The sequence below is a fragment of the Streptomyces sp. NPDC037013 genome (assembly GCF_055607265.1).
The window spans coordinates 270,249-290,923 of the sequence record NZ_JBVJRV010000009.1 but is presented as its reverse complement, the minus strand read 5'-3'; the positions used below and the strand labels follow the sequence as shown (position 1 = coordinate 290,923).

19 protein-coding genes, 1 tRNA gene and 1 pseudogene are annotated in these 20,675 nt (G+C 69.0%); 11 read left to right on the top strand and 10 right to left on the bottom strand.

The features are described 5' to 3' along the window. The first annotated feature begins 264 nt into the window (after positions 1-264). Together ACZ7DY_RS31930 and ACZ7DY_RS31925 are read left to right on the top strand one after the other, a co-directional pair. Positions 265-1,689: a pyridoxal phosphate-dependent decarboxylase family protein gene (locus ACZ7DY_RS31930; protein ID WP_471141552.1), complete on the top strand. Its 1,425-nt coding sequence runs from the start codon at positions 265-267 to the stop codon at positions 1,687-1,689. Continuing rightward, entirely contained in the window at positions 1,686-3,125 is a 1,440-nt protein-coding gene (locus ACZ7DY_RS31925; protein WP_471141551.1) for a lysine N(6)-hydroxylase/L-ornithine N(5)-oxygenase family protein, read from the top strand. The genes ACZ7DY_RS31930 and ACZ7DY_RS31925 overlap by 4 nt, the downstream gene beginning before the upstream one ends. Here ACZ7DY_RS31925 and ACZ7DY_RS31920 read toward each other — a convergent pair. Next, entirely contained in the window at positions 3,115-3,516 is a 402-nt protein-coding gene (locus tag ACZ7DY_RS31920; protein ID WP_471141548.1) for a hypothetical protein, read from the bottom strand. The two genes, ACZ7DY_RS31925 and ACZ7DY_RS31920, sit on opposite strands and share 11 nt — an antisense overlap. 103 nt (positions 3,517-3,619) lie before the next feature. Between ACZ7DY_RS31920 and ACZ7DY_RS31915 the strand changes: the two genes are divergently transcribed. Next, entirely contained in the window at positions 3,620-4,810 is a 1,191-nt protein-coding gene (locus ACZ7DY_RS31915; RefSeq protein WP_471141545.1) for a GDSL-type esterase/lipase family protein, read from the top strand. Between the two features lie 13 nt (positions 4,811-4,823). On the opposite strand, the gene ACZ7DY_RS31910 is transcribed toward ACZ7DY_RS31915, so the two are convergent. Further along, entirely contained in the window at positions 4,824-6,629 is a 1,806-nt protein-coding gene (locus ACZ7DY_RS31910) for a bifunctional metallophosphatase/5'-nucleotidase (RefSeq protein WP_471141542.1), read from the bottom strand. Positions 6,630-6,758: 129 nt separating this feature from the next. Between ACZ7DY_RS31910 and ACZ7DY_RS31905 the strand changes: the two genes are divergently transcribed. Next, a complete protein-coding gene (locus ACZ7DY_RS31905) occupies positions 6,759-7,469 on the top strand; it encodes an SIMPL domain-containing protein (RefSeq protein WP_471141541.1) in 711 nt (236 codons plus the stop codon). Between the two features lie 6 nt (positions 7,470-7,475). Here the strand turns inward: ACZ7DY_RS31905 and ACZ7DY_RS31900 are convergent, their stop codons facing one another. Next, complete coding sequence (locus ACZ7DY_RS31900) at positions 7,476-8,267, bottom strand: SDR family NAD(P)-dependent oxidoreductase (protein WP_471141538.1); 792 nt, start codon at positions 8,265-8,267, stop codon at positions 7,476-7,478. A gap of 88 nt (positions 8,268-8,355) precedes the next feature. Here ACZ7DY_RS31900 and ACZ7DY_RS31895 point away from each other — a divergent pair, with 88 nt between their 5' ends. The 6 genes from ACZ7DY_RS31895 (at position 8,356) to pyk (ending at position 12,812) form a co-directional block, all read left to right on the top strand. Beyond that, positions 8,356-9,216, top strand: coding sequence for a helix-turn-helix transcriptional regulator (locus tag ACZ7DY_RS31895; RefSeq protein ID WP_471141536.1), 861 nt, complete (start codon positions 8,356-8,358; stop codon positions 9,214-9,216). A 317-nt stretch (positions 9,217-9,533) separates the two neighbouring features. Then, positions 9,534-10,052 carry an RNA polymerase sigma factor gene (locus ACZ7DY_RS31890; RefSeq protein ID WP_471141533.1) on the top strand — a complete coding sequence of 173 codons (519 nt, stop codon included), beginning with the start codon at positions 9,534-9,536 and terminating at the stop codon, positions 10,050-10,052. A 5-nt stretch (positions 10,053-10,057) separates the two neighbouring features. Further along, positions 10,058-10,690, top strand: a complete 633-nt coding sequence (locus tag ACZ7DY_RS31885) for a hypothetical protein (RefSeq protein WP_471141530.1) — start codon at positions 10,058-10,060, stop codon at positions 10,688-10,690. 101 nt (positions 10,691-10,791) lie between these two features. Next, positions 10,792-10,950, top strand: coding sequence for a hypothetical protein (locus ACZ7DY_RS31880; protein ID WP_471141529.1), 159 nt, complete (start codon positions 10,792-10,794; stop codon positions 10,948-10,950). Then, positions 10,943-11,245: a hypothetical protein gene (locus ACZ7DY_RS31875; protein ID WP_471141527.1), complete on the top strand. Its 303-nt coding sequence runs from the start codon at positions 10,943-10,945 to the stop codon at positions 11,243-11,245. Before ACZ7DY_RS31880 ends, ACZ7DY_RS31875 begins: the two co-directional genes overlap by 8 nt. A gap of 130 nt (positions 11,246-11,375) precedes the next feature. After that, entirely contained in the window at positions 11,376-12,812 is a 1,437-nt protein-coding gene (gene pyk, locus ACZ7DY_RS31870) for a pyruvate kinase (protein ID WP_471141525.1), read from the top strand. Between the two features lie 12 nt (positions 12,813-12,824). Here pyk and ACZ7DY_RS31865 read toward each other — a convergent pair whose 3' ends face one another. Continuing rightward, a complete protein-coding gene (locus ACZ7DY_RS31865; protein ID WP_471141524.1) occupies positions 12,825-13,616 on the bottom strand; it encodes a helix-turn-helix domain-containing protein in 792 nt (263 codons plus the stop codon). 83 nt (positions 13,617-13,699) lie between these two features. After that, positions 13,700-13,782: transfer RNA gene (locus ACZ7DY_RS31860), tRNA-Leu, on the bottom strand. A 92-nt stretch (positions 13,783-13,874) separates the two neighbouring features. Here ACZ7DY_RS31860 and ACZ7DY_RS31855 point away from each other — a divergent pair. Beyond that, a complete protein-coding gene (locus ACZ7DY_RS31855) occupies positions 13,875-14,531 on the top strand; it encodes an ANTAR domain-containing response regulator (protein WP_471141522.1) in 657 nt (218 codons plus the stop codon). Positions 14,532-14,612: 81 nt separating this feature from the next. Here ACZ7DY_RS31855 and ACZ7DY_RS31850 read toward each other — a convergent pair whose 3' ends face one another. The 5 genes and pseudogenes from ACZ7DY_RS31850 to ACZ7DY_RS31830 all read right to left on the bottom strand — a co-directional run bounded on the left by ACZ7DY_RS31850 (position 14,613) and on the right by ACZ7DY_RS31830 (position 20,361). Then, complete coding sequence (locus tag ACZ7DY_RS31850) at positions 14,613-15,329, bottom strand: ABC transporter ATP-binding protein (protein WP_471141520.1); 717 nt, start codon at positions 15,327-15,329, stop codon at positions 14,613-14,615. Positions 15,330-15,337: 8 nt separating this feature from the next. After that, positions 15,338-16,150: pseudogene (locus ACZ7DY_RS31845) on the bottom strand (ABC transporter ATP-binding protein); the annotation flags it as partial. Between the two features lie 4 nt (positions 16,151-16,154). Continuing rightward, positions 16,155-18,008: a branched-chain amino acid ABC transporter permease gene (locus ACZ7DY_RS31840; RefSeq protein WP_471141518.1), complete on the bottom strand. Its 1,854-nt coding sequence runs from the start codon at positions 18,006-18,008 to the stop codon at positions 16,155-16,157. 5 nt (positions 18,009-18,013) lie between these two features. Continuing rightward, entirely contained in the window at positions 18,014-18,943 is a 930-nt protein-coding gene (locus ACZ7DY_RS31835) for a branched-chain amino acid ABC transporter permease (protein WP_471141517.1), read from the bottom strand. A 164-nt stretch (positions 18,944-19,107) separates the two neighbouring features. Beyond that, a complete protein-coding gene (locus ACZ7DY_RS31830) occupies positions 19,108-20,361 on the bottom strand; it encodes a branched-chain amino acid ABC transporter substrate-binding protein (protein WP_471141514.1) in 1,254 nt (417 codons plus the stop codon). Positions 20,362-20,675: the final 314 nt, after the last annotated feature.

Genomic DNA, 20,675 nt, shown 5'->3' with positions numbered 1-20,675 from the left:
CCGGCGCCGGGGGCGTAGGCCCAAGTGCCTGCGCCCCCGGCCCGACCGCACCTTCCAGTTCCAGGAACGCGCACCCCACCACAAGGCCGACTTCGGCTCATGAGGCGGAGCACGCCGGGGCCCTAGCACCCCGCCCCGCTCCCACACGTTTTCTCCGCACGGCAGTACCACTTTCGGGTTCCGTCCCCCCGGTATCGGGGCGCACCGCCCACCGCGGCATACAGGCTGGTGCCCCTGTACGCGCGGACCCGAAGGACACGCCCCATGAGCACCCCGCCGCCCCTCGCCGGGGGCGCCCAAGGACCCGATGCCCTGCGGCCGTTGCTCGCCGCCACCCTCGACGCCCTGCACACCGGGGCGACCGCGCGCGGCGGCCCCCTCCCCGCGGGCGGCCCCGGCACCGTCGCCGACCGCGTCCGCGCCGCCACCGCACCGGTCCTGCCCGAGCGCGGCACCGGACCCGAGGCGGCCCTGCGCACCCTCGTCCACACCCTCGCCGAAGGCGCCGCCGACCCCGCCGACCCGCTGTGCGCCGCCCACCTGCACTGCCCGCCGCTCGCCGTCGCGGCCGCCGCCGACCTCGCCGCCTCCGCCCTCAACCCCTCCATGGACTCCTGGGACCAGGCACCCGCGGCGACCGCACTCGAAGCGCTCGTCACCCGCGCCCTCACCGCCGAGATCCACGACGGCGGCGACGGACTCGTCACCACCGGCGGCACCGAGGCCAACCAGCTCGCCCTGCTCCTGGCCCGCGAGAACCCCGCCGCCCACGGCCCCGTCCGCCTCCTCGTCGGCGCCAACGCCCACCACTCCCTGGCCCGCGCCGCCTGGCTCCTCGGACTGCCCGAGCCCGTCACCGTGCCCGCCCCCGCAGGCCTCCTCGACCCCGCCGCGCTCGACGAGGCCCTCACCGAACTCGGCGGCCCCCCGGGCACGTTCCTCGTCGCCGCCACCGCGGGTACCACCGACGCCGGCCTCATCGACCCCCTCGACGAGATCGCCGACCTGTGCGACGCCCACGGCGCCCGCCTGCACATCGACGCCGCCTACGGAGGCGGGCTCCTCTTCAGCGCCACCCGCAAAGGACAGCTGCACGGCCTCGACCGCGCCCACACCGTCGCCCTCGACCTGCACAAACTCGGCTGGCAGCCCGCCGCCGCGGGCCTCCTCGCCGTCCGCGACCCCCACGACCTCGACGCCCTCAGCCACCGCGCCGACTACCTCAACGCCGACGACGACACCGACGCCGGCCTGCCCGACCTCCTCGGCCGTTCCCTGCGGACCACCCGCCGCCCCGACGTCCTCAAGATCGCCGTCACCCTCAAGGCGCTCGGCCGCACCGGACTCGGCGCCCTCGTCGACCAAGTATGCGACCGCACCCGCGAGTTCGCAGGCCTCATCGACGCACACCCGGCCTTCGAGCTCTACGACACACCCGCCATCAGCACCGTCCTCTTCCGCCCCACGGGCGCCACCGACGAGGACGTCGCCCGCGTACGACGACGGCTGCTCACCGAGGGCGCCGCGGTGCTCGGCCGCGCCGACCTCGACGGCCGCCGCTGGCTCAAGGCCACCCTCCTCAACCCCCACACCCGGCCCGGCGACCTCGCCGCACTCCTCAAGCTCGTCGAGGAACCCGGCGCGGACCGCACACCCCCCGACCACCCGGAAGGAACCACCCCCCGATGACCGGCACACCCGACCACCCCGGCCCCCGGCCGCTCACCACCCCCGACGACCCCCGCGACCTGGTCGGCATCGGCATCGGCCCGTTCAACCTCTCCCTCGCCGCCCTCGCCCACCCCCTCGGCGGACTCGACACCGCCTTCTACGAGCAGCGTCCCGCCTTCCACTGGCACCCCGGCCTCCTCATCGACGGCGCCACCCTCCAAGTGCCGTTCCTCGCCGACCTGGTCACCCTCGCCGACCCCGTGAGCCCCTGGTCCTTCCTCAGCTACCTCAAGACCCGCGAGCGGCTCTTCCCCTTCTACTTCGCCGAGCGCTTCCACATCCAGCGCGCCGAATACGACGCGTACTGCCGCTGGGTCAGCGAGCACCTCCCCGGACTCCACTTCGGCCACCAGATCGACGCCGTCCGCTGGAACCCCGAACGCGCCCTCTTCGAAGTCGACTTCACCCAGCTCGACACCGACGGCGAGGCCGAGGCGCTGGGCCGCACCTACACGCGCAACATCGCCCTCGGCATCGGCACCGCCCCCTACGTCCCCGAACCCCTCAAACCCCTCGCCGAGGCCCCCACCGTCCCCGTCATCCACTCCGCCGACTACCTCCACCACCGCGACCTGCTGCTCTCCGCCGACCACATCACCGTCATCGGCTCGGGCCAGTCCGGCGCGGAGGTCTTCCTCGACCTGCTGCGCTCCCGCCCCGCGGGACGGGAGAAGATCCACTGGCTCGCCCGCACCGAGGCCTTCGCCCCCATGGAGTACTCCAAGCTGGGCCTGGAGCACTTCACCCCCGACTACGCCCGCTACTTCCACGCCCTGCCCGAAGCCGTCCGTGACGGCCTCGTCCCGCACCAGTGGCAGCTCCACAAGGGCATCGACGCCGACACCATCGCCGCCATCCACGACGAGCTCTACCGGCGCACCCTGCACGGCGGCTGGCCCGACGCCGTCCTCACCCCCGGCGTCTGCGTGCGCACCGCGGGCCGCGTCGCCACCACCCGCGTCGAACTCCACCTCGAACACCTGCAACAGGGCACCCGCTCCCGGCTCACCACCGACGCCGTCGTCCTCGCCACCGGCTACCGCGAACGCCCCCTCGACCAGCTCCTCGCCGGCCTCGACCCCTACATCCGCAAGGACTCCTCCGCCCGCCCCCGCATCGACGAGCAGTACCGCCTCGTCCTCGACCCGTCCGTCACCGGCTCGGTCTACGTCCAGAACGCCGAACGCCACACCCACGGCGTCGGCGCCCCCGACCTCGGCCTCGCCGCCTGGCGCAGCGCCACCATCCTCAACTCCCTGACCGGCGAGACCCCTTACCCGCTGCCCGAGCGCACCGCGTTCACCAGCTTCGGCCTCCAGACCCCCGAACGGCACCCGGGCACCGCGGGCCGCATCGGCGAACAGCGCGGGAACCTCGTACGCCTCAAGAGCTGACGTCCCCCGCCACCAGCTCCCCGACGGGCGCCACCACCGCGCGCGTCCGCGGGCACGACCACACGGCGACACCCCGCACCACCCCGGCCGCCAGCGGATGCGCGTCGGGGTGCTCGGGACACTCCGGCCACACGGCGGGCCGCGACCGCGCGCACAACTCCTCGACCGCCCATTCCTGCACCTGGTCCGCGACCTCCGCCACCCGCTCGGCCGCACTGTGCCGCTCCGCGACACTCACCCCGCGGCCCGAGCCGTCATCGGCGTACACCATGGTCACGTCCTCACCCAGCCCCATGAAATCGGGCTCGTCGCGGACCGTCGCCCGCACCGGGCACGTCGCCGCCAGATCACGCAACACGGGGCCGAGCGCCCCCTCAAGTGCCTCATCCATGGCGGAATTGTCCGCCCCCAAGCGCCCCGGCGCCGCCGAATATTCCCGCAAGAAATTCGACGGGAATCGAAATACCGGCCCGCATCGCGCAGTTGAGCCGATCATGACCACAGACTCCACGGCCTCCTGGACCGCAGCCTTCCGCTCCGCCGTCGTCAGCCCTCACGAGAGCATCGAACTCTTCGAACTCCGCGGCTTCGCCGGCCAGACGCTCCGCCAGATCATCCGCCTCGACGGCGGCGGCAGCGCCGTCCGCGTCCGCCTCAGCAACCGCTACGGCAAGGAACCCCTCCACATCGGAGGCGCCCGCCTCGCCAGACGCACCGAAGGAAGCGGCATCGACGCGGGCAGCGACACACCGCTCCGCTTCGGCGGCGCCGAGGAATTCACCCTCCCCGTCGGCGAAGAGGCCGTGAGCGACCCCGTCGAACAGACCGTGGCCGCCGGCGACGAACTCGCCCTCAGCCTCTGGCTCCCCGAGGACACCGGCCTCTCCACCTACTCCGCCGTACCGCTGCGCACCGGCTACGCCGTCCCCGGCAACGCCCTGGCCGCCCCCACCCTCGACGGCACCGAAGGCCTCGAAGAACTCGTCACCCGCCACTTCATCACCGGCGCCGACGTCCTCGCCCCCGCGGGCACCGCCATCGCCGTAGCCTTCGGAGACTCCTGGTTCGAGGGCACCGGCACCACCCCCGACACCGACCAGCGCTTCCCCGACCTCCTCAACGAGCGGCTGCGCGAGGCCGGCAGCGGCGGCTGGGTGGTCAACCAGGGCCTGTCCGCCAACCGGCTGCTCACCGACGAGATCGGCGAACACGCCCTGGCCCGCCTGCGGCGCGACGTCCTCGACGTGCCCGGCGTCACCCACGTCCTGGTCCACTTCGGCCTCAACGACCTCGGCATCCCCGGCCAGGAGGCCTACCCCGACCCGGCGCCCATCCCCACCGCCGCCGACCTCATCGCGGGCTTCACCGCACTCGCCGACCGCCTCCACGAGGCCGGCCTGACCGCCATCGCCACCACCGTCGGCCCCTACAAGGACACCGTCTTCGAGGGCTACTCCACCCCCGAGGGCGTCGCCGTCGCCCGCGAGGTCAACGAGTGGATCCGCGGCGCGAGCAGTCCCTTCGACGCCTACGCCGACTTCGCCGCCGCCGTCGCGGACCCGGCCGACCCCGACCGGATCCACGACGACTACGACAGCGGCGACGGCCTGCACGTCAACGACGCCGGCGCCCGGGCGCTCGCCGACGCCGTCGACCTGGCCACCCTGCGGCTCCAGAAGGCGTAACAGCGCAGAAGGCCTAGAAGACCGGCGTGCCGTCCCGGGTCAGCTTCCAGTCCACCGACGCGAACTGGCCCGGGTCGACCGTCCCCTTCGCCTTCACCCAGCCGATGATCGTGTTCCGGATCTCCTCCGAATTGGCCCACAGCTGCTTGGCGCCCGCGATGTGCGGGAAGTTCCCGCCACCACTGGCCCGGTAGTTGTTCACCGCGAGCACGAACTCGGCCTTCGGATCGATCGCCTTGCCCTCGAAGGACAGCCCGACGATCCGCGACCCCACGGGCGCCGCGATGTCCACCTCGTACGTCACGCCCCGCACCGCGTCGTAGTTGTAGTCCGGGATGTTCTCGGCGTTCGTGAGCTTCGCGGGATCGACCGGGCCACCGGCCGGCGTACGGACGTAGTACCGCGCCGAGAACTCCAGGTAATCCTTGAGCTGGGCACCCGTGAGCAGCCGCGCTTCCAGCGTGTTCTCGAACGGGTACAGCCCCGCCGCGTCCTTGATCGTCACATCGCCCGCGGGGATCCGCGCCGTGCGCGAGAAACAGGAGGCCTGCGAGAGCACCGGCAGCGCCCCGTACGCGCCGCCCTTCAGCGCCTGCGCCACCGTCTCCGTCTGCACCAGGCTGATCAGATCGATGATGGGGACGTCCTTGTACGGGCCCTCGGCCGTGCTCATCGCCGCCGTCGACCTGCCGATCACCTGGTTGACGTACGCGACGACCTTCCGGTGCTCGTCGGCGAGGAGCCGCGTGATCTTCCGGTCCTCGGCCGCCGTATTGGAGTTGAGGACCTTCGCACCCACCTTCTCCACCGTCCAGCACCCCTTCGCCCACACCAGCTCGAAGTCGAACAGCGTGAGGCGCTGCCCCCACTTCAGCGGCTCGGACAGCACGACCTTCTTCCCGGTCGCCTTGTTCTCCACGAAGTACTCGGGGATCTCCGTGTGCGCGTGCCCGACCAGGATCGCGTCGATCCCCGGCACCTGCTCGGCGACGAGCGCGGCCGCGTTCTCCACGTACGGCAGCTGGTCACCGTAGGACGACGTGCCGCTGGAACCCGAGTGCGCCGACACGATCACCACGTCCGCGCCCATCGACCGCAGCCTCGGCACCCACTTCGCCGCCTGCTCCTCCAGACCCGGGAACGTCATCTTCCCCTGCACGTTCGCCTTGTCCCAGATCGCGATGCCCGGGTTGGTCAGACCCAGCACCGCCACCTTCACGTCCCTGCCGTGCGGGGTGCGCAGCCGCTTCATGAAGTACGGCGGGAAAGCGGGCTTCGCCGTCCTCGCGTCCAGCGCGTTCGCGCCGAGCAGCGGGAAGTCGCACTGCTCCTCGAACTTGCGCAGCACCGGAATGCCGTAGTTGAACTCGTGGTTGCCGAGCGCCGCCGCGTCGTACCCGATCGCGTTCATCGCCTGCGCCATCGGGTGCACGGGACCCCGCTCGGCGGTGATCGGGTCGACCTTGGCGTAGTAGTACGACAGCTGGGTGCCCTGGATCGTGTCCCCCGCGTCGATCAGCAAGGTGTTGCGGCGGCCCTTCTCCGCGCGCACCTCCTCCACGAGCGTGGAGATCTTCGCCAGGCCCACGTCGTTGTGGTCCTTGTCGTCGAACTCCTTGTCCGTGAAGTAGTCCCAGTTGAAGACGTTGCCGTGCAGGTCCGTCGTGCCCAGCACGGTGAACGCGTACCGCTTGTGGCGCCGCCCGCCCCCCTTGGACCCACCCGCCACCGCGGCCGGCGCCACGGCCGCGCCGGCCGCCGCCACCCCCACACCCGTGGCGGCAGACGTACCCAGGAACTTCCGGCGGTTCAGCGGCATTTCCGTACTCCTCAGTCGACCGATGTAACGCGCGTAGATTCTGTCCCCGGGCACCCGGCCCGCAACAGACCCCCCAGGTTTCGATCCGGTGACTGTCCGGTGCGCCCCACACGGTGCGAGAGTGACCGCATGGACACCAGCCCCACCCCCTACGGCACCCCCGACGCCCCCCGCCTCGCCGTCCGCGGCGAAGCACACCTCGAAGTCGACCCCGAGATCGCCCGCATCGGCATCACCGTCAGCGCCCGCGGCACCGACCGCCGCGACGCCCTCGCCGACCTCACCCGACGCAACGCCACCGTCCTCGACCTCGTCAGAACCTACGGCGAAGCCGTCGAGAAAGTGGAGACCGGCGCCTTCTCCATCAGCCCCGAACTCACCCGCCACGGCCGCGCCGAACGCATCCGCGCCTACCACGGCCGCGTCCACACCACCGCCGAACTCACCGACTTCACCGCCCTCGGCGAACTCACCACCCGCCTCGCCGACCTCGACCTCACCCGCGTCGAAGGCCCCTGGTGGGCGCTGCGCCCCGACTCGCCCACCCACCGCCAGGCCCGCCGGCACGCCGTCCGCGAAGCCGTGCAACGCGCCCGCGAATACGCCGAGGCCCTCGGCACCCACCTCGCCGCCCTCGTCGAACTCGCCGACATCGGCGCCGACAACCCCACCCCCGCCTACGGCTACGGAAGCCCCGCCGGAGCCATGAGCTCCATCGCCTACGGCGGCGCCCCCGACCACCAGGAGAACGCCGCCCCCCTCGACCTCGAACCACAGCGCCAGCACGTCTACGCCCAGGTCAACGCCCGCTTCACCATGGCACCACCGCGGCTGACCTGACGCCGCTCACGCCACCATGCCCCCGTCGACCGGCAGCACCACCCCCGTCACATACGACGCGCGGTCGCTCAGCAGCCACGCGGCCACCTGCGCGATCTCCCGCGGCTCGGCGGCACGGCCCAACGGCGTACGGGCATTGAGCTGCTCGATCGTGCCGGGCGAGCGCTCCTCCCACTCCAGCAGCAACTCGGTGAGCGTCGTGCCGGGCGCGACCGCGTTCACACGAATGCCCTCCGCGCCATACGTGGCGGCGGCCGACGCCGTCAGGCTGTTCAACGCACGCTTCGCCGCGCCGTACGCCGGCAGCTCCGGATTGGCCATCAGGGCGCCGACACTGGACGTGTTGACGATCGCCCCACGACCCGCCGTCGCCCGCATGGCGGCCACCTCGGCACCGATCGCGAGCCAGGGACCCTTCACATTGACCGCGTAGACATGGTCGAAATCGGCCTCCGACAGCTGATCCAGCGGACCCGGCGGCTGCCCCGTCGCACCATTGTTGAAGGCCGCGTCCAGTCGGCCGAAGAGCTCCACGCACCGGCCCACAGCGGCCCGCACGCTCACCGGATCGGCCAGATCGCACACCACATGCTCAGCCGTACCACCCGCCGCCCTGATCTCCTCTGCCACCGCCTTCAGCTGAACCTCCGTACGGGCCGCGAGCAGCACACGGGCCCCCTCCTCCGCGAACAGCCGCGCCGCCGCGGCCCCGATGCCGCGACCCGCACCGGTGATGAAGGCGACCTTGCCGGCCAGCAGGCCCGAGGTCGCCGTGGACGTGATCGATGTGTCGTTCATGCCGACGAGCCTGCGCCCACCGCCCCCGCCCAACCAGGCACCACCAGTACCTGGCTGAGCACCCCGGCACCCGGTACACACTGGATGCGTGGACCGACGAGTACGACGAGACCTGGCCGACTTCCTGCGCAGCAGACGCGCCCGCATCACCCCCGCCGACGTGGGACTCCCCGCGGGCACGCGCCGCCGCACCCCCGGCCTGCGCCGCGAGGAAGTGGCACAGCTCGCCTTCATCTCACCCGAGTACTACGCACGCCTGGAACAGGCCCGCGCCCCCCACCCCTCCCGCGAGGTCCTCGCCCAGCTCGCCCGCGCCCTGCGCCTGTCGGACGCCGAACGCGACCACCTCCACCGCCTCGCCGGCCTCCCCCCGGGACCACCGCCCGGACCCTCCCGCGAGGTGCGCCCCAGCATCGTCGACCTGCTGCGCAGACTCCCGGACGCCGCGGCCATCGTCCTGTCCGCGACCTACGAGGTCATCGCCTGGAACGATCTCGCCGCCGCCCTCATGGAGGACTTCTCCGCCCTGCCCCGGCAGGACCGCAACCTCATCCGCCGCACCTTCCTCGCCCCCCACCGGCACGGCCGGCGCCTGTACAGCGTCTCGGACGCCGACGAGTTCGCCCGCACCTCGGCCCACCACCTGCGCGCCGCCGCGGCCCGCTACCCCGACGACCCGGAGGTGAACGGCCTGGTCCGCGAACTCCTCGCGGGGAGCGAGGAGTTCGCCCGGCTGTGGGAAGCCCATGACGTGACCGACCGGCCCACCCTGTGCAAGACCTTCGAGCATCCCCTCGTCGGTCCCGTCACCACCCGGTGCGACGTCCTGGAGATCACCGACCGGGACCAGCGCGTCGTCATCTACACCGCCGCGCCCGGCTCGCCCTCCGAGGAGGCGCTGCGGCTCCTGTCGGTCATCGGCACACAGCGCATGGACGTGCCGGGCTGAGCCGTTTTCGGGGTTATTTCACTCGTACGAGTCGTGAGCGGCGGCCCGAGTGGCGTGCGGCGGATGTGAGTTGGGTCACTCGGCGCCCGATATTGGCGTAGACCTCGCACCAGGGGTCTCCGCGAACCCCATGGTCACACTCCGTTACCCGCGGGTATGCCGTGACGTTGTGCAGCGTTCAATGATCACTGAGTAATTTTCGGCACAGAGCGCATGCGTGTTCGCCCACTTCACCCGATTGAGTAGCCCTCACCAGTGGGCGACGGGACGCACCTTGACGATCGCCCTTCGCATCAAGCCCTCCATGAAGAGGACTCATGACCGAAGATGTCCACGCGGAGGACGGCAGCAGCCCGGTGGCCGAGTCCGTGCTGCCACTGCCGCTGGAATTCGAAACGCTCTACCTGGCCAACCAGGAAGCGTTTCACTCCTACGCGTTGCTGCGACTCGGCGCCAACGGCCCGGCCGAAGAAGCAGTGCACCGCGCGTTCCTGGAAATCCTGCGGCACTGGGACGCACTGATCGAAGAGACCGACCTGCAACAACAGATGTGGGCGATCCTCCGACGGGCCGTCATGTCACAGACCCTGCACGCCTTCCGCAAGCGCCTCGCGCTGCTGCCCAGCGACATCGGCCTCTTCCGGGCCATATGCAAACTGCCGCCACGCCAATTCGACGTCATCGTCCTGCGCTACATCCTGCAGTACGACACCAAGAGAATCAGCGGCTACATGGGCGTCACACCCAGCACCGTCGACCACCACTGCCGCAAGGCGAAGGAACGGCTGGAGCCCGCCGTGGCCTCATACATCAAGACCCAGGGGGACCGGGAATGACCAAAATGGAGACACTACTGGCACAAGTCGGAACAGAACTACGCACCCGGCGACGCCCGTTCGACGTAGCGGCCGGACTCCGCCGCCTCGCCGAAGACGCCGGCTACGTACCCCACACCAAAGAAGTACCCCCCGTCGCACGAGTCCGCCGCCAGCTCTCCGCAGTCGTACGCGGAACACTCGACCAGCGCGGCGCAGCCATCCACATCGAACGACTCGCCCAGGAAATCGGCGAGGACGGACCCGACGGCAACCGCACACCACTCAAAGACCTCGACGTGGACGGCGCACACGTCTTCGCCTGCATGCTCCACCTCGCCGACCACCCCGAAAGCGCCCAATTCTGGTGGCAACTCGCCGCCGGCGCCGGACACCGCACCGCCGCCCACTGCCTCTACCTCCACCACCTCGGACGCGGCGAGAACCCCGAGGCCACCCACTGGCTCGACCAGCTCCAGCACTGCCACGACGACCCCGACGACACCCTCACGACCCACCCACCCCACGGCACCCGCGAACCCGGCATCACCGCCGAAGTCGAACGCCTCGCCGCCCGCGACGACACCGAAGCCGTACTCGTCTGCCGCCCCGAACGAGAAATCGCCGACCGCCTCCAGCACTGCGCCCAACAGCACTGACCCCCCACCCACAACAAAGAGCCTGACCGGCGGTCATCCGGTTCCTAGGCCACCGACCGCCGACAGGCTCCTCGACAGGCACACCCCCAGAAGGGCCACCCATGCCGCAGCGTAAACCGAAGCCCACCCGCACCAACAGCCGCCCACCGGCCAGAACGCACCGTCGCGACGCCGCCGCACACCTGCTGCGCGGCACCTGCTACGGCCTCGGCGCCGGACTCGCCGGCCTCGCCGCCCGCTGGCTCCAGCAGCATGGCTGACCCCCACCACAGAGGACGGTTCGCCCGCTGGCTCCTCCACCAGTACCGCCTGGCCGGACACGACACCGACGACATCGAGACGCACATCCGCATCGTCGTCATCGCGGCCGTCGCACTCGACACGGGCCTGACCCACGAGCAGAAACACGCCCTCGCCCGCACCCTCGGCGTGACACCACACGAAGTCACCGCGGCCTACCTCACCGAACAGCGGCACCGCACCCTGGAACGGCTCCTCGACCACCCCGGCCTCGCCGAACTCGACACCCACCTCGACGACATCGCCCGCTGGTGACACCGGGGAGCCGCTCATCGGAGCGGCTCCCCGCACAATTCAACACTTGTCAATAGCCCTTTACGCAAAGGTTGTTGAGTAGTCACCACCGACCAATTCTCTACCCGCCGGTAAGGCCTACGCTCGAACCATGCGCCGAGCAAAAATCGTCTGCACCCTGGGACCCGCCACCGACTCGTACGACCAGATCAAGGCACTGGTCGAAGCCGGAATGGACGTCGCCCGCTTCAACCTCAGCCACGGCACCTACGCCGAGCACGAGGAGCGCTACCAGCGCGTGCGAAAGGCCTCCGAGGAGACCGGCCGCAGCGTCGGCATCCTCGCCGACCTTCAAGGCCCGAAGATCCGCCTCGGCCGCTTCAGCGAAGGACCCGTACTCCTCGAACGCGGCGACGACTTCACCATCTCCGTCGAACACGGCATAGAGGGCGACCGCCGCCACTGCGGCACCACCTACAGCGGCCTCGCCGACGACGTCACCACCGGCGAACGCATCCTCGTCGACGACGGCAAAGTGACCCTCGAGGTCACCGGCGTCCAAGGACCCCGCGTCGCCACCACCGTCATCGAAGGCGGCATGGTCTCCGACCACAAGGGCCTCAACCTCCCCGGCGTCGCCGTCTCCGTCCCCGCCCTCTCCGACAAGGACGAGGCCGACCTCCGCTGGGCCCTGCGTTCAGGATTCGACGTCATCGCCCTCTCCTTCGTACGCAGCGGACGCGACATCGAAGACGTCCACCGCATCATGGACGAAGAAGGCCGACGACTCCCCGTCATCGCCAAGATCGAAAAACCCCAGGCCGTCGACAACATCGAGGACATCGTCGCCGCATTCGACGGCATCATGGTCGCCCGCGGCGACCTCGGCGTCGAAATGCCCCTCGAACAGGTCCCGATCGTCCAGAAGCGCGCCATCAAACTCGCCAAACGCAACGCCAAACCGGTCATCGTCGCCACCCAGATGCTCGACTCGATGATCGACAACTCCCGCCCCACCAGGGCCGAGGCCTCCGACGTCGCCAACGCCGTCATCGACGGCACCGACGCCGTCATGCTCTCCGGCGAGACCAGCGTCGGCAAATACCCCATCGAAACCGTCAAGACGATGGGCCGCATCGTCGAAGCGGCGGAGGAGGACATCCTCGCGAAGGGCCTGCCCCCGCTCACCGAACGCAACAAACCCCGCACCCAAGGCGGCGCCGTCGCCCGCGCCGCCGCCGAAATGGGCGACTTCCTCGGCGCCAAATTCCTCGTCGCCTTCACCCAGTCCGGCGACACGGTCCGCCGCCTCTCCCGCTACCGCTCACCCATCCCGCTCCTCGCCTTCACCCCCGACAAGGCGACCCGCTCCCAGCTCAACCTCACGTGGGGCGTCGAGACCCTCCTCGGACCGCACGTCGACTCCACCGATGCGATGGTCGAGCAGGTCGACGAGCTGCTGCTCAAGAGCGGCCACTGCGAGCGGGGCGACACGGTCGTCATCACCGCCGGCTCCCCGCCCGGCGTCCCCGGCTCCACCAACCTCGTCCGCATCCACCACATCGGCGAGGACGACAGCCCGAAGTAGCGGACCGGATACTCAATGTTTCGGGCCGACGTGGACGTCCATCAGGGCCACGTCGGCCTTGCGGGCGACGGAGATGTTGAACGGGTTCCCGTGCCGGGTGCAGTGCGTCCAGCCGATGCCGAGGGCGTCGAGGGTGCGGGTGAAGAGGTCCCTGATGTCGTCGGACTTGTTGGTGAAGAAGTACCGGGGATATTCGTAGCGCTTGCGCTCTCCGCCGACGAGGCGGGTCGTCCAGTTGGTGATGCGGCAGCCGTCGGAGTGGATGAGCCCGCGGACGAACTCCCACGGGTGGGCGTCGACGATCTCCTGCTGCCAGGGTTCGAGGACGATCTTCCGCTCGTGCTTTCTGCCGGGGCCGTGCTGGGGGAAGAGGCAGGGCAGGTGCTTGAAGTAGACCTTGATGTTGTGGGCGCCCTTGGTGCGCACACGGCACGTGGCGTTGTGCGGAAAGACCGCCCTGAGTGCGGCCTCCACCTGATCCTGTAGGCCGGGCCAGGAGTCGTCCATGGTGATCATGAGGCTTGGCACTCTGTGCTTGGCGTAGTGACTGATATGGCCGTCCCCCAGGTAGATGCCGAGCAGGTAGGAATACGTGGCTAATTCGAGAGGGCGACAGTCGCACCGGGGGCAGAGCAGCGACGGTCGAACGGTAACGGGCTCGCCGCGCTTAGCGCGATCCTGGTGCTTCCAGTAGCTGATGGTGCCGAGCGGAACCTCTAGCCGACGCGCGACCTCGACGTTCTTCGCTCCGCCCCGCAGGAGAGTGAGTGCCTTCTGTCGCACTTCTGTGCCGTGAAAGTTCATACGGCCACTTTGCGCAACGAGCCGTGGCTGCGCGTAGCAAAAAGCGGAGATCCACGCGAATGTGGACCTCCGCTTCACGGCGGTGCCGGGTGCGGGATTCGAACCCGCAAGCCCTCTCAGGCAGAGGTGTTTGAGACCTCCGTGTATACCGTTCCACCAACCCGGCCAGGCGCTGCCGGAAGTGTACCGGGTCACCGGGCGGCGACGCAGCTAGGTAGGCTGCAGGGGCAGCGCACCTGCCATGAACGAGGAGCCCCCGTGACCGCCCCCGAGTCGCCCCAGCCCACCGACGCGTCCGACGACGACAAGTCGCACGTGCCTCCGCTGACGACCCGCGTCGTCATCGCCGAGGACGAGGCCCTGATCCGGCTCGACCTCAAAGAGATGCTCGAGGAAGAGGGCTACAGCGTCGTGGGTGAGGCCGGTGACGGGCAGACGGCCGTCGAGCTGGCCCGCGAGCACAAGCCGGACCTGGTGATCCTGGACGTGAAGATGCCTGTCCTCGACGGCATCTCCGCGGCGGAGAAGATCGCCGAGGAGTCCATCGCCCCGGTGCTCATGCTCACCGCGTTCTCGCAGCGCGACCTCGTCGAGCGTGCCCGTGACGCCGGCGCGATGGCGTACCTCGTGAAGCCGTTCAGCAAGACGGACGTCGTCCCGGCGATCGAGATGGCGGTCTCGCGCTTCACGGAGCTGAAGACGTTGGAGAAGGAGGTCGCGGACCTCTCGCAGCGTCTGGAGACGCGCAAGCTGGTGGACCGGGCGAAGTCGATCCTGCAGACCGAGTACGGCCTGACGGAGCCCGCCGCGTTCCGGTGGATCCAGAAGACGTCGATGGACCGCAGGCTGTCGATGCAGCAGGTCGCGGAGGCGGTCATCGAGGACGCCGAGGAGAAGAAGGCGTCGAAGGGCTGAGTGCCCGCTCCTGTACGTACGAGGAGGCCCGCACCCCGATCCGGGGTGCGGGCCTCCTCGCGTACAGGCGTGGCGTGCGGCTCAGTCCTCGCCGAGGTACGCCTTTCGTACGGACTCGTCGTGCAGCAGGTCGTTGCCGGTGCCGGAGAGGACGACCCTGCCCACTTCCATGACGTGTCCGTGGTCGGCGAGGGAGAGTGCCGCCTGGGCGTTCTGTTCGACGAGGAGGATCGTCGTGCCCTGGGACTTCAGCTCGGCAATGGTGGCCATGATCTTCTGCATCATGATCGGTGAGAGGCCCATGGAGGGTTCGTCGAGCATGAGGAGTTTGGGCTGGGACATCAGGGCGCGGCCCATGGCGAGCATCTGCTGTTCGCCGCCGGAGAGGGTGCCGGCGGCTTGTTTCTTGCGTTCGCCGAGGATGGGGAAGAGTTCGTATGCGCGGTTGATGTCTTTTTCGATGCCTGCTTTGTCGGAGCGGAGGTAGGCGCCGAGGCGGAGATTGTTCTCGATGGTCATGCGGGGGAAGATGTGGCGGCCTTCGGGGGAGTGGGCGAGGCCGAGTGCGACGATCTGGTCGGCGCGGTATTTGCGGAGGGCCTTGCCGTTGAATTTGATGGAGCCGCCGACCGGCTTGAGGAGGCCGGAGATGGTGCGCAGAGTGGTGGTTTTGCCCGCGCCGTTGGTGCCGATGAGGGTGACGACTTCGCCGGCGTCGACCTTGAAGGAGATGCCTTTGACGGCTTCGATCTTGCCGTAGGCGACGCGGAGGTCCTCGACCTCAAGGAGTGCGGTCATGAGTTGTTCTCCTCGAAGGGTTCGCCGAGGTATGCGGCGATGACGCGGTCGTCCTGTTGCACGGTTTCGCTGGTGCCTTCGACGAGTTTTTCGCCTTGGACGAGGACGGCGACGCGGTCGCAGAGGTTGAAGATGAAGCGCATGTCGTGCTCGATGACGAGGACGGCGATGCCCATCTCGCGGATGGCGAAGACGAGTTCTTCGGTGGCGCGGGTCTCCTGGGGGTTCATGCCGGCGGTGGGTTCGTCGAGGAGCAGGAGGCCGGGTTCGCTGGCGAGGGCCCGTGCGATCTCCAGTTTGCGCTGTTCTCCGTAGGGGAGGTTGCGCGAGAGGTGTTCGGCTTTGGCGGCGAGGCCGACGAATTCGAGGAGTTCCATGGCGCGGGCCTTGGAGGCGGCTTCGGCCTTGTGGAATCCGGGGCCGCGGAGGAGGGCGGACCAGAGGCCTTCTTTGGTGCGGGTGTGGCGGCCGACGAGGACGTTTTCGAGGACCGTCATGTTGGCGAAGAGGCGGATGTTCTGGAAGGTGCGGGCGATGCCTGCTGCGGTGACCTTGAATGATTTGGCCGGGAGGATCTGGTCCTTGTAGCGGACTTCGCCTTCGGTGGGTGTGTAGAGGCCGGTGAGGCAGTTGAAGAAGGTGGTTTTGCCGGCGCCGTTGGGGCCGATGAGGCCGACGATCTCGCCGCTGTTGACGGTGAGGTCGACGGAGCGTACGGCGGTGAGGCCGCCGAAGCGCATGGTGACGCCGCGGGCGTCGAGGACGGTCCGGCCGGTGCGGGCGGCCGGGGTGTTGTCCTCTTTGGTGATGTCCGTGGTCATTGGGTCAGACCCCCGTCTTGCTGAGGACTGCGGGTGGCGGCGTCTCGCCGGGGCTGAGGTCGGCCTCGTGGAATTCGAGTTGGCGGCGGCGGTTGGGGATGAGGCCTTCGGGGCGGAAGCGCATGAGCAGTGCGAGGGCGAGTCCGAAGGCGAAGAGCTGGTAGTCGCCGAGGAATTGGAGTTTGTTGGGGATGAGGTAGAGCAGTGAGGCACCGACGAGGGGTCCGCTGATGGTGCCCATGCCGCCGAGGACGACGGCGGCGAGGAGGAAGGCGGAGTTGGGTGGTACGGAGTTGGCGAACTGGTATTGCTCGGGTGTGACGGTGTAGGTCACGTGGGCTTGTACGGTTCCGGCGAGTCCGGCGAGGGAGGCGCCGAGGGCGAAGGCGATGAGTTTGACGCGGAAGCCGTTGATGCCCATGGCGAGTGCGGCGGTCTCGTCTTCGCGGATGGCGACCCAGGCGCGGCCGATGCGGCTGTCGCCGCTGCGTCGGAAGACGAGGACGACGACGAGGGTGATGAGCAGCATCAGGAAGAAGTAGTTGGCGAAGCGGCCGATGGTGAAGCCGCCGATGCTGTGTTCCAGGCCGAAGTCGAAGCCGAAGATCTTGAGGTTGGGGATGGAGGAGATGCCGTTGGATCCGTTGGTGATGTCGGGTCCGGATGAGCCGTCGCTGTTGTTGGCGGCGAGGCGGAAGATTTCGCCGAAGCCGAGGGTGACGATGGCGAGGTAGTCGCCGCGCAGGCGGAGGGTGGGTGCGCCGATGAGGACGCCGAAGACGAGGGAGGCGCCGGCGCCGACGAGGATGGCGCCCCAGAAGGGGAGGTGGATGTCGAAGGGGGAGGAGGGCGTTCCGGAGACCATGGATGCGGCGTAGGCGCCGACGCCGAGGAAGGCGACGTATCCGAGGTCGAGGAGGCCGGCGAGTCCGACGACGATGTTCAGGCCGAGGGCGACGGTGGCGAAGATGAGGATGTAGACGCCGATGGTGGCGTACTGGTCGTCGCTCTGGGTGAAGGGGAAGGCGGCGGCTGCGAGGAAGGCGCCGATGAGTGTGATGTTGCGGTGGCGTGCGGTGTAGACGGAGACCTGGGCGACGAGGCCCGCTTTGGCGAGGGCGGCGAAGCCGAAGCCGACGGTGATGAGGAAGCCGATGAAGAGTTCGTCGTACTCGGTGCCGATGCCGTAGGTGAAGACGAGCAGTCCGGTGGCGAGGGCCGCGACGATGATGAGGATCTCGACGTACGAGTTGAGTTTGCGGGGTGGTGCGGGGGTCTCCGCGGCGAAGGCGCCCTTGATGATGGTGCGGGCGTTGCGCGCGCGGTGTTTGTACTGTTCCCAGCTGCTGTCTTCGGTGTCCACGGGGTAGGTGTGGGGGCGTTCGAAGGGCAGGGCGAGGGCGCCGGTGAGGGCGGCGAGGGTGGCGATGGCGACGATCCAGCCGCCGGGTTCGAGGTTGGCGAGGCCGCCGAGTTTGTCGCTGATCGCGATGATCGTGTACCAGGCGGTGGCGAAGGCGGCGAGCGAGGCGTATTTGAGGGCGGCGTCGGCTCCGGCAGGGGCGAGGGCGCGGAGGCCCTTGGTGCCGTAGGAGGCGAGTCCGTAGACCGTGGTGAGGGCGCCGGCGATGAGGACGAGCCATTGGAGGCCGCCGGGGTAGCCGTAGACGGTGAGGTCGCCGGGGAATCGGGCGGTCCAGGTCCAGGCGAGGAAGGCGGAGATGACGGTGAGGATGCCGCCGCCGGTGGCGAGTGCGCGGGCGGGTCCGGCGGGGATGGGGATGAGTCCGGTGGTGGGCTCGTCCTTGTGGGGCTGCTGCGGGCGGGGGCTGTCGGCCGCCGTGGTCTGTGTGGTCATGGTGGTCACGCCCTGTCCGCGACGCGCTCGCCGAGTAGGCCTTGGGGCCTGACGAGGAGGACGACGATGAGGAGTACGAAGGCCCAGACGTCGGCCCAGGACTGGCCGCCGAGCTTGTCCATGCCGGGGACGTCGTTGATGTAGGCGGTGGCCATGGATTCGGCGAGGCCGAGGACGACGCCGCCGATCATGGCACCGTAGATGTTGCCGATGCCGCCGAGTACGGCGGCGGTGAAGGCCTTGAGGCCGAGGATGAAGCCCATGCGGAAGTCGATCTGGCCGTACTTGAGGCCGCGGGCGACGGCGGCGATGCCGGCGAAGGCGGCGCCGATGGCGAAGGCGACGACGATGACGCGGTCGGTGTTGATGCCCATGAGTTTGGCGGTGTCGGGGTCCTGGGCGGTGGCCTGCATGCCGCGGCCGATGCGGGTCTTCATGACGAAGTAGCCGAGGGCGACCATGCAGATGGGTGCGGCGATGAGGAGGAAGATGTCGCCGGGTTGCATGGTGACGGAGCCGATGTGGATGGAGCCGCCGGGCAGTTCGGGGAAGGACCGCGCCGACTTCGCTTCGGGGTACCAGGCCCAGACGGCTTGCTGGAGGGCGAGGGAGAGGCCGATGGCGGTGATGAGCGGGGCGAGGCGGGGTGCGTCGCGCAGGGGCCGGTAGGCGAAGCGTTCGGCGCCGATGGCGATGGTGGTGGAGACGAAGATGGCGCCGATCAGCATGAGGGGGACGGCGGCCCACATGCTGGTGCCCTCGGGGAGCCAGAGCCAGACGGTGAGGGCGCCGAATCCGCCGGTCATGAAGATCTCGCCGTGGGCGAAGTTGATGAGCTGGACGATGCCGTAGACCATTGTGTAGCCGATGGCGATGAGGCCGTACATGGATCCCAATAGCAGGCCGTTGACCAGCTGTTGCGGCAGTTCGTGCACCGCAGGTCCTCCGAGTCTTTCGATGTCGTGCGGCCGTTTCGCGGTGGCTCGTGGGCCTGCGCGGGGCCGCACGCGCCTGGTGACGAGTGCGACGGATGCGACGCCGCGCGGGGCGCTTGGTGCTCAGCGCCCCGCGCGGTCTGTCGTGGGCTGCGGGTCGGGCGTCAGTTGGACCCGGAGTAGGTGCCCGATTCGACGGGCTTCCAGCCGGTCTTGGGGTCGGTCGACTTCACCTGGTAGACGGTGAGCTGCTTGTTGGTGGCGTCGCCGTATTCGTCGAAGGAGACCTTGCCGGTGACGCCGTCGAAGGTGACGTCCTTCATGGCGTCGATGACCTTGGTGCGGGCGTCGTCGGGGAGCTTGCCGTCGTTGTCGTCGACGATCTTCTTGACGGCCTCGATGATGGCCCAGGCGCTGTCGTAGGAGTAGCCGCCGTAGGCCTCGTAGGCCTCCTTGAAGCCGGCCTTCTTGTAGTTGGCGATGAATTCCTTGGCGGAGGGCAGTTCCTCGACGGGCTGGCCGACGGAGGTGGCGTAGTCGCCGACGCCCTGCTTGCCGGAGAGCTTGATGAAGTCGGCGCTGTAGATGCCGTCGCCGCCGACGAGGGGGGCCTTGGAGCCGGCCTGCTTCATCTGCTTGCTGAGCGGTCCGGCCTGCGGGTATTCGCCGCCGTAGTAGACGAGGTCGGCGTCGGAGTTGCGGATCTTGGTGGCGACCGCGCCGAAGTCCTTGGTGTCGGGGTTGATGTGCTCGGTGCCGACGACCTTGCCGCCGAGCTTGGTGAACTCGTCCTTGAAGGTGGCGGCGAGTCCGGCGCCGTAGGTCTTCTTGTCGTCGACGACGAAGACCTTCTTCTTCTTGGCCTTGTTGTACAGGTACTGGGCGGCGAAGGGGCCCTGGATCGCGTCGGTGGTGGCCGTACGGAAGTAGGACTTGTAGGGCCGGGTCTTCTTGCCGCCGTTCCAGTCCGGGCCCTGGGTGAGGGCGGGGTTGGTGTTGGCGGGGGAGACCTGGACGAGCTTGGCGTCGTCGAAGACCTTCTGCATGGATTCGGCGACCGAGGAGTTCAGGGGGCCGACGGCTCCGAGGACCTGTTTGTCGGCGACGAACTTGGTGGCGTTGGTCTGGCCGGACGAGGGCTGGCCCTGGTCGTCGAGGGCCTGGATCTTGAACGTGACGCCGTCGACGTACTTCTTCTCGTTGGCCTGTTTGGTGGCGAGGTCGACGGAGTTGCGGATGCCGAGGCCCAGGGCGGAGAGCTCACCGGTCAGGGGCGCGTCGACGCCGATGACCACGGTGGTGCCGCCTCCACCGGCCTCGTCCCCGTCGTCCTTGTCGTCGCGCGAGCCACAGGCGGTGAGGGTGAGAGCCCCCGCGGTGAGTGCAGCGGTGATGGCTATGAGCGAACGTTGACGCACGATCAGTCCTTTCCCCTGGCACGGCTGTCCCTTGTTGGGATGCCGAGTCGAGCGCGGAACCGAACTGACAGGAATCCGGTGGGCGCGGTGACTGGCCGTGACTCTAAGGGCCGTTTTGTTCTTGGTGGAGTGGTCGGACCAAGGCTGTGACGCTCTTGTTATGCCACGGAGTATTCCGGGCTGGAACACGGGGGGCGGTTGGGGCTGAATATGGCCTTGTTCGGTGGATCTCGACGTATCCACATGCTGAGAACTTCCAGCGCAACCGGCAGGACTGTAAAGCTGTTTGACTCATGACACGCGTGTTCGTGGGC

Bases quoted from the DNA above. Each gene is read 5' to 3' on its own strand.
- ACZ7DY_RS31875 (WP_471141527.1), top strand. From the start codon at position 10,943: ATGGCTGACCCCCACCACAGAGGACGGTTCGCCCGCTGGCTCCTCCAC.
- ACZ7DY_RS31885 (WP_471141530.1), top strand. From the start codon at position 10,058: ATGGAGACACTACTGGCACAAGTCGGAACAGAACTACGCACCCGGCGA.
- pyk (WP_471141525.1), top strand. From the start codon at position 11,376: ATGCGCCGAGCAAAAATCGTCTGCACCCTGGGACCCGCCACCGACTCG.
- ACZ7DY_RS31850 (WP_471141520.1), bottom strand. From the start codon at position 15,329: ATGACCGCACTCCTTGAGGTCGAGGACCTCCGCGTCGCCTACGGCAAG.
- ACZ7DY_RS31910 (WP_471141542.1), bottom strand. From the start codon at position 6,629: ATGCCGCTGAACCGCCGGAAGTTCCTGGGTACGTCTGCCGCCACGGGT.
- ACZ7DY_RS31920 (WP_471141548.1), bottom strand. From the start codon at position 3,516: ATGGATGAGGCACTTGAGGGGGCGCTCGGCCCCGTGTTGCGTGATCTG.
- ACZ7DY_RS31905 (WP_471141541.1), top strand. From the start codon at position 6,759: ATGGACACCAGCCCCACCCCCTACGGCACCCCCGACGCCCCCCGCCTC.
- ACZ7DY_RS31925 (WP_471141551.1), top strand. From the start codon at position 1,686: ATGACCGGCACACCCGACCACCCCGGCCCCCGGCCGCTCACCACCCCC.
- ACZ7DY_RS31900 (WP_471141538.1), bottom strand. From the start codon at position 8,267: ATGAACGACACATCGATCACGTCCACGGCGACCTCGGGCCTGCTGGCC.
- ACZ7DY_RS31890 (WP_471141533.1), top strand. From the start codon at position 9,534: ATGACCGAAGATGTCCACGCGGAGGACGGCAGCAGCCCGGTGGCCGAG.
- ACZ7DY_RS31930 (WP_471141552.1), top strand. From the start codon at position 265: ATGAGCACCCCGCCGCCCCTCGCCGGGGGCGCCCAAGGACCCGATGCC.
- ACZ7DY_RS31915 (WP_471141545.1), top strand. From the start codon at position 3,620: ATGACCACAGACTCCACGGCCTCCTGGACCGCAGCCTTCCGCTCCGCC.
- ACZ7DY_RS31865 (WP_471141524.1), bottom strand. From the start codon at position 13,616: ATGAACTTTCACGGCACAGAAGTGCGACAGAAGGCACTCACTCTCCTG.
- ACZ7DY_RS31880 (WP_471141529.1), top strand. From the start codon at position 10,792: ATGCCGCAGCGTAAACCGAAGCCCACCCGCACCAACAGCCGCCCACCG.
- ACZ7DY_RS31840 (WP_471141518.1), bottom strand. From the start codon at position 18,008: ATGACCACACAGACCACGGCGGCCGACAGCCCCCGCCCGCAGCAGCCC.